Below are 12,477 nucleotides of genomic sequence, written 5' to 3' on the forward strand. Positions count from 1 at the left end.
CCCCCAACTGCACGTCCTGGCCCAGTTGCTCGCCAAGCGCCGCAGCGACCGGCGCCAGCGACAGTGTCAAATCAGGTTCGCCTTTGGGTCGCCCGAGATGCGCAGTCACCACCACCTTGGCGCCGGCATCGACCAGCGCCTTCAGCGTCGGCGCCGAAGCGGCAATGCGGCCGGAATCAGTGATGGCGCCGTCGTCGAGCGGCACGTTAAGGTCGGAGCGCACCAGCACACCGCGACCCGAAACCCCTTGTGCGAGAAGGTCGGAAAGGGTGGGTAGAGAAGCTTGGTTCACGACTACAGCGACTTGCCGACCAGCGCGACCAGATCGACGAGCCGGTTGGAGTAGCCCCATTCGTTGTCGTACCAGGACACCACCTTGGCTTGGTTGTCGATCACCTTGGTCAGCCCGGAGTCGAAGATCGAGCTGTGCGGGTCGGTGACGATGTCACTGGAGACGATCGGAGCGTCGTAGTACTTGAGGATCCCCTTGAGCTTGCCTTCGGCGGCGGCCTTGAACGCCGAGTTGATCTCGTCGGCGCTGGCAGATTTGGACAGCTCGGCGGTCAGATCGGTGACCGAGCCGGTCGGGATCGGCACCCGCAGCGCGTAGCCGTCGAGCTTGCCCTTCAGCTCGGGCATCACCAAGCCGATGGCCTTGGCGGCGCCGGTCGACGTCGGGACGATGTTCAGCGCAGCAGCGCGGGCGCGGCGCAAATCCGAGTGCGGCCCGTCCTGGAGGTTCTGGTCCTGGGTGTAAGCGTGGATCGTGGTCATCAGACCCTTGACGATGCCGAATTCGTCGTGCAGCACTTTGGCAAGCGGCGCAAGGCAGTTCGTCGTACACGACGCGTTGGAGATGATGTTCTGGCTGCCGTCGTACTTGTCGTCGTTGACGCCGAGCACGATCGTGATGTCGGGGTCGGTGGCAGGCGCGGAGATGATCACCTTCTTCGCACCGGCGTCCAGATGGCCTTTGGCCTTGGCGGCATTGGTGAAAATGCCGGTGGACTCGACGACGACGTCGGCGCCCAGATCGCCCCAGGGCAGTGCCGCCGGGCCCTCCTTGATCGCCAGCGACTTGATCTTGGTGTTGCCGACGACGATGGTGTCGTCGCCCTCCAGGCTGACGTCGTAGGGCAGCCGGCCCAAGATCGAGTCGAACTTGAGCAGATGCGCCAATGCCGCGTTGTCGGTCAGGTCGTTGACCGCGACCAGCTCGACGTCGGTGCTGGCCCCCTCGGCCTGCTGCGCAAGCAGGGCCCGGTAGAAGTTGCGTCCGATTCGACCGAAGCCGTTGATGCCTACCCGGACCGTCACTTGTCTCTCCTTAATTCCTGACGATTGCTCGCCGCCAGCCTAGTAGCTGCAAGAATGCGGAGCGAATTCGGTGGTTCAGGTCACTCCGTGGCGGCGCAACACCGACTGGGCAGCGTAGTAGCCGCACAGGCCGTGGATACCACCACCTGGCGGGGTGGATTGCGAGCACAGGTAGACGCCGGGCACGCCGGTGAAGTAGGGATTGATAGCCATCCGGGGGCGGATCACGGCCTGCAGCCGATCGTTGGCGCCGCCGATGATGTCGCCGCCGATGTAGTTCGGGTTGTAGGCCTGCAGGTCCGCGGTGCTCTTGCTGACGGTGGCGATGATGCGATCGCGGAACCCGGGCGCGAACCGCTCGATCTGGTCGACGATCGCTGCGGTGGCGTCGCCGGCGTAGCCGAACGGCACATGCGCATAGGACCAGATGGGGTTGATGTTGCCGGCCGATCGCGACGGGTCGGCCAGGTATTGCTGACCGACGAGAACGAACGGCCGCTCCGACATCCGGCCGTCCGCTCGCTGCCGTTCGGAGTGCGCGATCTCGGCGAATGTCCCGCCCAGATGAACGGTGCCCGCGCGACGGCAGTCCGGGTTGGTCCACGGGATCTGGCCCTCGATGGCGAAATCGACTTTGAACGCCGACGAGCCATGGCGGTAGCGCTGATAAGCGCGCTTGATCCGCGCGGGCATGACATCGCCGTAGATCTGCGCGGCCGCGGCTGGGCTCAGATCCAGCATCACGATGTCGGCGTCGGGAATATCGCTACGGCTGGCAACGGTGACGCCGGTGGTGATCGCACCGCTGTGTGCGCGCAGCGCGGCTGCCAGGGCCGCGATAATCGAGCCCGAGCCGCCCTCGGCAACCGGCGAGCCATAGCGGTGGCCCCCAGCCAAAAAGATCAGGCCCATCGCTCCGCTCGGCGGCCGGTCCAACCGGGTGAACGCGTGCGCGGCCCAGCCGCCGAACAGAGCGCGCGCCTGCTCGGTACGAAACCACCGCGCGATCAATGTGGCCGGCAACGCCGCGCGCGGCCCAAACGCGACGAGCCGGATGGGATGGCGTGGAAGGTGAAGCACCGGGCGCAACAGATCCTGGCCCAACTCGTCGAAGCCCGCGGCCAAGTCGCCAAACGCGAGCCGCCAGCGGCGGTTGTCAGCGCCCATTCCGGCCGAGGTTTGCTGAATCGATTGGTATTGCACACCGGCGGTGCCGTCAGCGAGCGGGTGCGCGCAGTCGACTTCCGCCCACTTCCACGTCAGCCCATAGCGTTGGAGGTCGATCTCTTTCCAGAACGGAGACCCCACACCCAGCGGATGAGCCGCCGAGCAGTGATCGTGAATGACGCCCGGCACGGTCAGCTCCCCTGACCGCGCCCCTCCCCCGATGGTGTCCGCGGCTTCCAGCACCTGTACGTCGAAACCGTTGCGCGCCAAATGGATCGCGGCGGCCAAGCCGTTGGGCCCGGCGCCCACCACCACCGCGTTCGTCACGAGGAAGCGGCGGTATGGCCAGCCGTCACGTGCACCGGAAACTCGTCATCGAGTTCCGGCCAGGGTTGGCGGGCCAGCATGTCCTTAACCGTGACGTAGCCTTCCTCGAGCAGGCCGGTCTTCGCGTCGACGATGCGATACCACTGCCGCTGCACGTGAATCGGCTGGCCCTCAAGGATGATCACCCGCAGATCGCCCTCGTCGAACTGGCAGCGCCGCTGTACGGCCTCCACAAGCTGTTCGTTGTGCAGATGGCCTTCGCCGAAGTTCCAGCCGATAAGCGCCCCGGCGACCAATTCTCCTTCGCGGATGGCGTAATTGGCGTCGTTGTCGATCGCGCGGGACAGCAAGCCGTTAAGCGCCCGGCCATGAACATGCATGGACCGAAACGCCGTTCCCTTCTCGATCTGCATTTCGGCAATCGCGGCACCGTAGAGCTTGATCGCTTGCTTGATGGTGAGGGCGGAGCTTTTGATGACGTCAGCTTCGATCTTATCCTCCACACCGGTCCGAAAGCACCAGACACTGCTGGCCCAGTTGCCGGCGTAGTAGCGCATTGCCGGGAGAAACGAAATCTGTTGCGGGAAGATGTTTCCCACGATCGGAACGACGGCCAGCCCGACGAGCAGGATAGCCAGCAGTAGTGGTGACTTAAGGTCTGTGGCGTGGATGGTGCCGTAGTGCCCGAACAGGTAAAACAGCGAAAAGATGAAGAACACATTCCACTCCAACGGAACGCCCATTGGAAGATTGGACAGGATATTGAAATGGAAGATCACCATAAACCCGATCAGGTACCAGGCCCACGGGTGACCATCGGCAACGAACACCAATACGAACGGCACAATGAATTCTGCTGTGGTGCCGCCGACGTGGGCCATCAGCTTCGGAATCCAGGAAGGCCGCAAGTCGTTGACCGGGTCGCGGTAGAGCATGCGCTTGACCGGATTGAACACCCTGCTGCGAAGCAGCGCGTTGTTGCTCGTCATTGCCGCAACGACATACGGGAAGTGGTGATTGAGTTTGGAGGTCGCCGCTCCCCACCACAGCCCCAGCATGATGATCTTGAAGGCAGCGATCTGGTCGGTTACCGGAAAGAAGAAGACCAACAGGGTTAGCCAGTAATGCTCGCCACGCGCCGCCAGGAAGATGGTTTTGTCGCGCAAACCCGCCAACACCAACGCGACGATTGTCGGCACCACCAGCACCGGGTTGATCAACCCGACGTCGCCGGCATGGGTGACGGGCCCTCCCTGACCGGGTGACAGGAGCGCCCAAATACCGGAGATCAGCACGATGGCATAGAGCGCTACATCGACGACAGTGCGGGTATCGCCAGCGGTCAACGGGATATGCTGTGGCCAGGGCGGCAATCGAATTGTCTTGGGCCGCAACCAATAAAGGCATCCGCCGATCAGTGGCGTGAACCGCCCAGTGAGCGGGCCGGATCCGCAGCCCAGGCCAAGCACCTCGAATAGCAGGGTGAAGATGACGACCTTTTGGTACACGATCGGCTGCGTCCACCACTGCCCGATGTGGCCGAGCCCGCCGAGGCCAGGGGTCAGCGAGATAATTGCAACTGCCGCAGCGATGTACGCCGCGATCTTGACCAAGTAAAAAAGGTATGCCACATACGGGGTGCCGAATCCGTACTCGACCCAGTGGCGGGTCACGATCTGCAACCGGTTTGCCCGCGACAGGGTCTGCCAGCTGTCGGGATCGACGTCGGGAAGCTGCGGTTGTATGAATCCCATGATGGCCTCGCTCCGGGTGTGAAACCAGTTGGCGAGGATAATGTATCGGCATCACGAGGTCACCGTGTTGATCTTGCGGACACAATCCGGGCGCCAAGCAGCGGCTGGCGGCGCGAAATCCACGTTTTGCAGGCAAAGTGCGAGAAGCGGCCTGCAAAACGTCGATTTCGACGCACGACCGTGCGACTCAGGCGTCTTCCAACAGGTCCGGGGTCACCGCTGACTCGGTGTCCGGGATGCCTTCGACTTTTGCCTTGCGGTCAGCCATCGACAGCAAACGCCGAATACGGCCGGCCACAGCATCTTTCGTCATCGGTGGATCGGCCAGCCGGCCCAACTCTTCCAAGGAAGCCTGGCGGTGTTCGATGCGCAGCTTGCCGGCCGCGGCAAGATGGTCGGGCACGCCCTCGCCAAGGATTTCCAGCGCACGCTCGACGCGGGCCGCCGCCGCCACGGCGGCACGAGCCGAGCGCCGAAGATTGGCGTCGTCGAAGTTGGCCAGCCGATTGGCCGTTGCCCGGACCTCGCGGCGCATCCGCCGCTCCTCCCAGATCAACCGGGTGTCCTGGGCGCCCATCCGGGTCAGCAATGCCCCGATCGCCTCGCCGTCGCGCACCACCACGCGGTCGGCTCCACGCACTTCCCGCGCTTTGGCGCTAATCCCGAGCCGGCGCGCCGCCCCGACCAGGGCCAGCGCCGCTTCCGGGCCGGGACAGCTGACCTCGAGCGCCGATGAGCGGCCCGGCTCGGTCAATGAACCGTGCGCCAAGAATGCGCCCCGCCAAGCGGCTTCGGCGTCGGTGATGCTGCCGCCGACGACCTGGGCGGGTAACCCCCGCACCGGGCGGCCGCGCAAGTCGAGCAAGCCGGTCTGGCGAGCCAACGCCTCACCGTCGTTGGCGACCCGCAACACGTACCGCGTCGTCTTGCGGATTCCGCTGGCCGACAACACATGAACGACGGCGTTGTAACCGTACAGGTCGAAGATGTCCTTGCGCAGTCGTCGTGCGATGCTGCCCAAGTCAACCTCGGCTTCGACGACTACGCGGCCGCCCACGATGTGCAGCCCGCCGGCGAATCGCAGCAGTGAAGTCACTTCGGCTCGCCTCGCGCTCACCGAACTCACCATCAGGCGGCTCAACTCGTCTTTGACTTCGGCCGTCATCGCCACGCGTCGTCACCCCTCGGTCCGTTACGACCCGGTCCCTCGGCGCCGGTCTGTTGACGTTCTTGTTCGATCGGCATCGCGGTAGTGGCCGTCGCCGAAGGTGGCTGCGAGTCGATGTTGCGCACACCCACCCCGTCCAGCGCCGCGGCCAACTTGCCCGGGTCATGTAAAGGTGTACCAGGCCGGGCCACATCCGCGAACCGAACCTGCGCATGAAGCAGGGTCGCGGTACGTCGCAGCTGCTCACGCTCGCGCTCACTCGGCACCCGCTCAGCGTCGATAATCACGTCGTGGACGGTGAAATCGGGGGCGTGCTGTGCCAGCACATGCAAATGGCGCTCTACGGAGAAGCCCGCCGTCTCCCCCGGTTCGGCCACCAGATTGAGCACCAACGCGCGGCGGGCCTTGGTCGCCTGCAGCGCCGCGGCCAGCTCGGGCACCAGCACGTGCGGGATCACGCTGGTGAACCATGATCCGGGCCCCAATACGACGAGATCGGCGGACAAGATCGCGTCGACGGCTTGTCGGGTGGCCGGCGGGTTGCCGGGCAGCAGCCGGACGCGGCGAACCTTTCCGGGCGTGGTGGCGATCGCCACCTGCCCACGGATCAACCGGAACATCCGCGGGTCGGTTTCCAGGCCGGAGACGTCGGCCTCGATCTGCAGCGCGATCGGGCACATTGGCAGCACCCTCCCTCGCACGCCGAGGACACGGCCGAGTTCGTCGAGCGCGGCGACTGGATCGGTCAGCAATTCGTTGAGCCCGGCGAGCAGCAAGTTGCCGATCGGGTGTCCGGCGAGCGCGCCGCTGCCACCGAACCTGTGCTGCAGGATCGTCGCCCACAGGCGACCTTGCGGGCTGTCAGATGCCAACGCCGCCAGCGCCATTCGCAGATCGCCCGGTGGTACTACATCGAGTTCGCTGCGCAGCCGGCCAGACGAGCCGCCGTCGTCTGCGACGGTGACGACGGCGGTGACGTGCGGGGTGAGCCGCCGGGCCGCCGACAGCGTTGCATATAAACCATGTCCGCCGCCCAGGGCGACAATGCTGCGGTTTTTTTCCAGGCTCATTCGCGGCCCAGATCCCGGTGCAATACCCGCACCGACAGCTGCTCGTTCGGCTCCAGCAGCCGCGCCAACGCTTCGGCGATGGCCACGCTGCGATGCTTGCCGCCGGTACAGCCGATCGCGACGGTCATATAGCGCTTTCCCTCCCTGCGATAGCCGTCGACAATCAGGGTCAGCAATCGATGGTAAGTCTCCAGGAACTCCGCCGCGCCCGTCTGGCCAAGCACGTAATCACGGACCGCCGGATGTTGACCGGTGTGCGGACGCAACTCGTCGACCCAGTGCGGATTAGGCAGGAATCGCACATCCATCACCATGTCGGCGTCCATCGGCAGACCGTACTTGAAGCCGAAAGACTCGACGGTGACGCTGGTACTGGCGACGGTCTCGCCGCCGAAGGCCCGTTCGATGCTTTCCCGCAGCTCGCGCACCGACAGCGTTGAGGTGTCGATGATCAGGTCAGCAGTGGCGCGAACCGGGGCCAGCATCTCGCGCTCAGCGGCGATGCCTTCGGCCAAGGTCTGCTCGCCCTGTAGCGGATGGCTGCGGCGATTCTGCTCGTAGCGGCGCACCAACATGTCATTGGAAGCCTCCATGAATAGCACCCGAGGGGTGATATCACGGGTGGCCAGGTCGTTGCGCACCCAGTCCAGATCACCGGTGAACCCGCGCGAACGCACGTCCATCACCACGGCGAGCTGCGTGATCCGGGATCCCGCGGCCAGCCCGAAGTCCACCATCCGGGTGATCAGCTGAGGGGGCAAATTATCAGCGACATACCAGCCAAGATCCTCCAGCACCTTGGCCGCAGTGCCACGCCCGGCACCGGACAAGCCGGTGACCAGGACCACGTCAATCCCCGATTCCGTTGCGCCGGCATGATTTTCGGTCGGGCCGTTCTGCACTTCGCGCTCCGTCATCCCGATGCCCGTTCGGCGACCGCGCCCTGATCCGCCGCATCCGATGCGGCGCCACCTCCCAGCGCTTCGAGTACCGCGGTCGCCGTCGCAACCCCGATTCCCGGAACGGAGATGATCTCGTCGACCGTAGCGTCTCTGAGGCGGGCCAGTGATCCGAAGTGGGTCACGAGCGCCTTGCGGCGATGCTCACCCAAACCGGGCACCGCATCCAACGCTGAGGCGGTCATTCGCTTGGACCGTTTGCTGCGGTGATAGTTGATGGCAAAGCGGTGCGCCTCGTCGCGGACTCGCTGCAGCAGGTACAGGCCCTCGCTGTTGCGCGGCAAGATGATCGGGTCCGGCTCCGATGGGACCCACACCTCCTCCAACCGCTTAGCCAGGCCGATCACCGCGACGTCGGTGATGCCCAATTCCTCCAGGACGGCGTTGGCGGCATTGACCTGCGGAGCGCCGCCGTCGACGACGTATAAGTTGGGCGGGTAAGCGAATCGACGCGACTTCCCTTCCGGCGACAAGACTTTGGGATCCTCTTGGTCTTGTAGATGCCGGTAGAACCGGCGCCGAGTCACTTCGGCGATCGACGCGACGTCGTCGGAGCGACCGCGGCCCGCCGCTTCCCGGATCGCGAAGTGGCGGTAATCGGATTTGCGCGGCAGCCCGTCCTCGAACACCACCAGCGAGCCGACGACGTCGGTGCCCTGGACATGGCTGATATCCACACATTCGATCCGCAACGGCGCGTCGGCCAGACCCAGCGCATCCTGAATATTCTGCAGCGCAGCAGATCTAGCGGTGAAGTCGCCGGCTCGCTTGAGTTTGTGCAGCTGCAGCGCCTCTTTGGCGTTGCGCTGCACGGTTTCAGCCAACGCCTTCTTGTCGCCCCGGCGCGGCACCCGCAGCCTCACCCGCGAACCGCGTAGACCTGACAGCCAGGTGGTCAGCTCGTCGGCATTGGACGGCAGGCAGGGCACCAGGACTTCGCGCGGGACTGGGTTGGCGGATTCGTCTGCGGCGCCGTCGAGTTCGGCCTGATCGGCGTAGAACTGAGTCAAGAATTGCTCGACCAGCCGTGCCTCACCGGAATCACCGGGGTCGCCAGGCTTTTCGACGATCCAACCACGCTGGCCGCGCACCCTGCCGCCGCGGACATGGAAGACCTGGACAGCTGCTTCCAGCTCGTCGTCAGCGAATGCCACTACGTCGGCGTCGGTGCCGTCGCCGAGCACCACGGCCTGCTTCTCCAGAGCTCGCTTCAACGCCGAGAGATCGTCACGAAGCCGGGCCGCGCGTTCGTAGTCGAGTTGTTCGGATGCCGCATTCATCTGCTGCTCGAGGCTGCGCGCATAGCGGTCGGTCTTGCCGGACAGAAAGTCGCAGAAGTCCAGCACGATCTGCCGGTGCTGCTCGGCGCTGACCCTTCCGACACACGGCGCCGAGCACTTGTCGATGTAGCCGAGCAGGCAGGGTCGGTCGATTTGGTTGTGCCGTTTGAATACTCCGGCCGAGCAGGTGCGCGCAGGGAAGACGCGGGTAAGCAAATCGAGGGTCTCCCGGATGGCCCAGGCGTGCGAATACGGGCCGAAGTAGCGCACGCCTTTGCGACGTGGTCCGCGATAGACCATCAATCGCGGGAATTCCTCGTTGAGGGTGACCGCCAGCACAGGGTAGGACTTGTCATCGCGGTAGCGGACATTGAACCGGGGGTCGAATTCCTTGATCCAGTTGTATTCCAGCTGCAGCGCCTCGACCTCGGTGTTGACCACCGTCCACTCCACCTTGGCCGCGGTGGTGACCATCTGCCGGGTTCGCGGATGCAGGCTCGCGACGTCGGCGAAGTAGGAGGTCAGCCGGCTGCGCAGGCTCTTGGCCTTGCCGACGTAGATCACCCGTCCGTGCTGGTCCCGAAATCGATATACGCCGGGCTCGACCGGGATCGACCCGGGCGCGGGGCGGTAGGTCGCGGGATCAGGCACGGTTTCTAGGCTAGTCCGGCATCCTGACGCCGCGAGCGTGAAGCTAGCCGCACGCTCGGCGACGAATGTGAAGCTGGCCGCACGCTCAGCCAGTAACTAGCTCAGCGCAGATCGGGGCGGTATCGCGCCAGCAGTGTCCGCACGGTGTCCATGGCGTCCACCGCGCGGTCCTTGTCGACGGCCTGGATCGCCATCAACGGGATGTACTCGTCGTCGGGCAGATCGATCCGCGCCCAGCGCGCACCGACGGGAAACGACACCCCGACCACGTTCGACCACGGCACCAGGCGCTCGCCAAGCAGGTTGCGCACCGACAGCCCGGCCGCCCCGACCCGCAGCCGTGGTCGGGCGAACAGCAGCACCAGCCCGGCAAGCACCAGGCCCAGCCCCGCCATCGCCACTTGATCGGCGGTCTGGAAGATCACGCCGCTGGACTTGATCTTGAGCAGCAAGCCCACCACGATGTGCGCCGCGGCGATCACAAACGCCGCCCCGTACGCGAAATACGGTGTCAGATGTGGACGAACTTGCACATCCCAGCTGTCCTGGTTCGGCTTGACGATCACGGCTTTTCGTGCAAATCGCGCAGGGTCAACGCGGTGCTCAGGGCCGCGGCCGTCGCCTGAGCACCCTTGTCCTCCGCCGACGTCGGCAGGCCGGCCCGATCGCGCGCCTGTTCTTCGCTGTTGGTGGTCAGTACTCCGTTGGCGACCGGCTTCGACTCATCCAGCGAGACCCGGGTCAATCCTTGCGTAACCGCATCGCACACGTAGTCGAAATGCGGTGTAGCCCCTCGGATTACCACGCCCAATGCGACGACGGCGTCATGACCGCGGGCCAATTCCTGGGCGACCACCGGAATCTCGATTGCACCAAGCACCCGGACGACTGTCGGATCTTTCACGCCCCAGTCGCCGGCCACCTTGCGGGCACCGGCCAGTAGCGAGTCGCAGATCTCGGTGTGCCAGGTGCTCGCGACGATCGCCAGGCTCACTCCGGACGCGTCGTGTGCCGGCATATCCGGCACACCGGCGCCTCCGCTCATAGAGCTCCCCCGAATTCGCCGTGCAGATGGACGGATTCGTCGTAGTCGTCGAGTCCGATCAGGTCGTGGCCCATCCGGTCACGTTTAGTCATGAGGTACCGAATGTTCTCGGCGTTGGCGCGTACCGGCAGCGGCACCCGCTCGATGATGTGCAGTCCGTACCCGTCCAGCCCGACCCGTTTGGCGGGGTTGTTGGTCAGCAGGCGCATCGAACGAACGCCGAGGTCGACCAGGATTTGCGCACCGGTCCCGTAATCCCTTGCGTCGGCGGGCAATCCGAGTTTGAGGTTGGCGTCGACGGTGTCGTCGCCGGCGTCCTGCAGCTGATAGGCCTGCAGTTTGTGCATCAGGCCGATGCCGCGGCCCTCGTGGCCGCGCATATAGAGCACCACGCCGCGGCCTTCGCGCGCAACCATCGCCATCGCGGCGTCCAGCTGCGGCCCGCAGTCACAGCGGCGTGATCCGAACACGTCTCCGGTCAGACATTCGGAGTGCACCCGCACCAGCACGTCGTCGCCGTCGTAGTTCGGCCCGGCGATCTCACCCCGGACCAGCGCGACGTGCTCGACGTCCTCGTAGATGCTGGTGTAGCCAACCGCCCGGAATTCGCCGTGCCGGGTCGGGATCCGGGCCTCGGCGATCCGCTCGATGTGCTTCTCGTGCTTGCGGCGATACTCGATCAAGTCGGCGATGGCGATCAGTGCCAGATCGTGTTCGTCGGCGAAGACCCGCAATTCGTCGGTCTGCGCCATCGCGCCCTCATCCTTCTGGCTGACGATTTCGCAGATCGCGCCCGCGGGCGACAATCCCGCCATCCGGGCCAAGTCGACGGCGGCCTCGGTGTGGCCGGGGCGGCGCAAGACGCCACCATCCTTTGCGCGCAACGGAACTACGTGTCCGGGCCTAGTGAATTCATCGGCAACACTGCCTGGGTCAGCCAGCAACCGCATTGTGGTAGCGCGGTCAGAAGCCGAGATACCAGTTCCTACACCATTTTTCGCGTCTACGGTAACGGTGTAGGCGGTACCATGCTTGTCCTGATTGACCGCGTACATCGGCAATAGGCCGAGTCGATCGCAGATTGCACCGTCCAACGGCACGCACAAATATCCCGACGTGTAACGCACCATGAATGCGACCAGCTCGGGGGTGGCCTTCTCGGCTGCGAAAATGAGGTCGCCCTCGTTCTCCCGGTCCTCGTCGTCGATGACGACGATCGCCTTGCCGGCCGCGATGTCGGCAACCGCACGCTCGACGGAGTCCAACCTCGTCATCGCTGCCACCTTGTCAAAGAACCCACCTGAAGCGCTCAAGTGTTGCATCCAGTATGAACCACGGGGCGGCCTGCGTTATTGCCGTGGCTTACTGAGCGGGATGCTGCCCGCAACCGCGCCGGGCGCAGCGGTTCTAGCTGCAGCTATGCAAAGTTTCCTTGACGCCGACGACCGCCCAGAAGTTTTGCAGAGGCGCCACGTAGCTGATTCATAGCCAAGCTATCTAGCGTTCGAGGCGTCAGGGGGAAATGTCCGCTGAATACCCAAGTAGGCAGGTGAAGGACAGTGAATTTGAAACAACTGATGACGAGATTTGCCGTCGCCGGCGCTCTTGGAGCCGTGGCGTTGGGTATGGGTGCGGGTGCAGCCAGCGCCGATCCCGGACCGCCACCCAACCCGGGCGGTAACCATGGCGCGCCGCCCGCTCCCGGCGGGCAGCCGCGGGGCAACTTCCACGGCCAGGGC

The 12,477-nt window shown here is 64.8% G+C and carries 11 protein-coding genes; all 11 read right to left on the reverse strand.

All coding sequences use genetic code 11. The annotated features are described in order from the left end of the window. Positions 1 to 292: phosphoglycerate kinase (gene pgk, locus WB785_RS06105; RefSeq protein ID WP_424077865.1), on the reverse strand; the 292-nt coding region annotated here is incomplete at its 3' end. Between the two features lie 2 nt (positions 293 to 294). Next, on the reverse strand, positions 295 to 1,317 hold the full coding sequence (gap, locus tag WB785_RS06110; RefSeq protein ID WP_424077866.1) for a type I glyceraldehyde-3-phosphate dehydrogenase: 1,023 nt from the start codon (positions 1,315 to 1,317) through the stop codon (positions 295 to 297). 75 nt (positions 1,318 to 1,392) lie between these two features. After that, the gene (locus tag WB785_RS06115) at positions 1,393 to 2,811 is read right to left on the reverse strand and encodes a phytoene desaturase family protein (protein ID WP_424077867.1); all 1,419 of its coding nucleotides are present in this window, start codon (positions 2,809 to 2,811) and stop codon (positions 1,393 to 1,395) included. Beyond that, a complete protein-coding gene (locus WB785_RS06120) occupies positions 2,808 to 4,565 on the reverse strand; it encodes a DUF3556 domain-containing protein (RefSeq protein ID WP_424077868.1) in 1,758 nt (585 codons plus the stop codon). Before WB785_RS06120 ends, WB785_RS06115 begins: the two co-directional genes overlap by 4 nt. Positions 4,566 to 4,752: 187 nt before the next feature. Then, positions 4,753 to 5,730, reverse strand: coding sequence for a DNA-binding protein WhiA (gene whiA, locus WB785_RS06125; RefSeq protein WP_424077876.1), 978 nt, complete (start codon positions 5,728 to 5,730; stop codon positions 4,753 to 4,755). After that, positions 5,727 to 6,803 (reverse strand): uridine diphosphate-N-acetylglucosamine-binding protein YvcK, encoded by a 1,077-nt coding sequence (yvcK, locus tag WB785_RS06130; protein WP_424077870.1) that lies wholly within the window; start codon positions 6,801 to 6,803, stop codon positions 5,727 to 5,729. Before yvcK ends, whiA begins: the two co-directional genes overlap by 4 nt. Continuing rightward, complete coding sequence (rapZ, locus tag WB785_RS06135) at positions 6,800 to 7,720, reverse strand: RNase adapter RapZ (protein ID WP_424077871.1); 921 nt, start codon at positions 7,718 to 7,720, stop codon at positions 6,800 to 6,802. The genes yvcK and rapZ overlap by 4 nt, the downstream gene beginning before the upstream one ends. Then, positions 7,717 to 9,693 (reverse strand): excinuclease ABC subunit UvrC, encoded by a 1,977-nt coding sequence (gene uvrC / locus WB785_RS06140; RefSeq protein ID WP_424077872.1) that lies wholly within the window; start codon positions 9,691 to 9,693, stop codon positions 7,717 to 7,719. Before uvrC ends, rapZ begins: the two co-directional genes overlap by 4 nt. A 101-nt stretch (positions 9,694 to 9,794) precedes the next feature. Then, positions 9,795 to 10,256, reverse strand: a complete 462-nt coding sequence (locus WB785_RS06145; protein ID WP_424077877.1) for a PH domain-containing protein — start codon at positions 10,254 to 10,256, stop codon at positions 9,795 to 9,797. Beyond that, positions 10,256 to 10,738, reverse strand: a complete 483-nt coding sequence (gene ribH, locus WB785_RS06150) for a 6,7-dimethyl-8-ribityllumazine synthase (protein WP_424077873.1) — start codon at positions 10,736 to 10,738, stop codon at positions 10,256 to 10,258. The genes WB785_RS06145 and ribH overlap by 1 nt, the downstream gene beginning before the upstream one ends. Further along, positions 10,735 to 12,012 (reverse strand): bifunctional 3,4-dihydroxy-2-butanone-4-phosphate synthase/GTP cyclohydrolase II, encoded by a 1,278-nt coding sequence (locus tag WB785_RS06155; protein WP_424077874.1) that lies wholly within the window; start codon positions 12,010 to 12,012, stop codon positions 10,735 to 10,737. The genes ribH and WB785_RS06155 overlap by 4 nt, the downstream gene beginning before the upstream one ends. Positions 12,013 to 12,477 lie beyond the last annotated feature (465 nt).

It is taken from the genome of Mycobacterium sp. (assembly GCF_049585075.1).
Classification (GTDB): domain Bacteria; phylum Actinomycetota; class Actinomycetes; order Mycobacteriales; family Mycobacteriaceae; genus Mycobacterium.

Excerpts from the sequence above, each read along its gene's own strand:
- WB785_RS06120 (WP_424077868.1), bottom strand. The coding sequence starts at position 4,565 with ATGGGATTCATACAACCGCAGCTTCCCGACGTCGATCCCGACAGCTGG.
- whiA (WP_424077876.1), bottom strand. The coding sequence starts at position 5,730 with ATGACGGCCGAAGTCAAAGACGAGTTGAGCCGCCTGATGGTGAGTTCG.
- yvcK (WP_424077870.1), bottom strand. The coding sequence starts at position 6,803 with ATGAGCCTGGAAAAAAACCGCAGCATTGTCGCCCTGGGCGGCGGACAT.
- rapZ (WP_424077871.1), bottom strand. The coding sequence starts at position 7,720 with ATGACGGAGCGCGAAGTGCAGAACGGCCCGACCGAAAATCATGCCGGC.
- ribH (WP_424077873.1), bottom strand. The coding sequence starts at position 10,738 with ATGAGCGGAGGCGCCGGTGTGCCGGATATGCCGGCACACGACGCGTCC.
- WB785_RS06155 (WP_424077874.1), bottom strand. The coding sequence starts at position 12,012 with ATGACGAGGTTGGACTCCGTCGAGCGTGCGGTTGCCGACATCGCGGCC.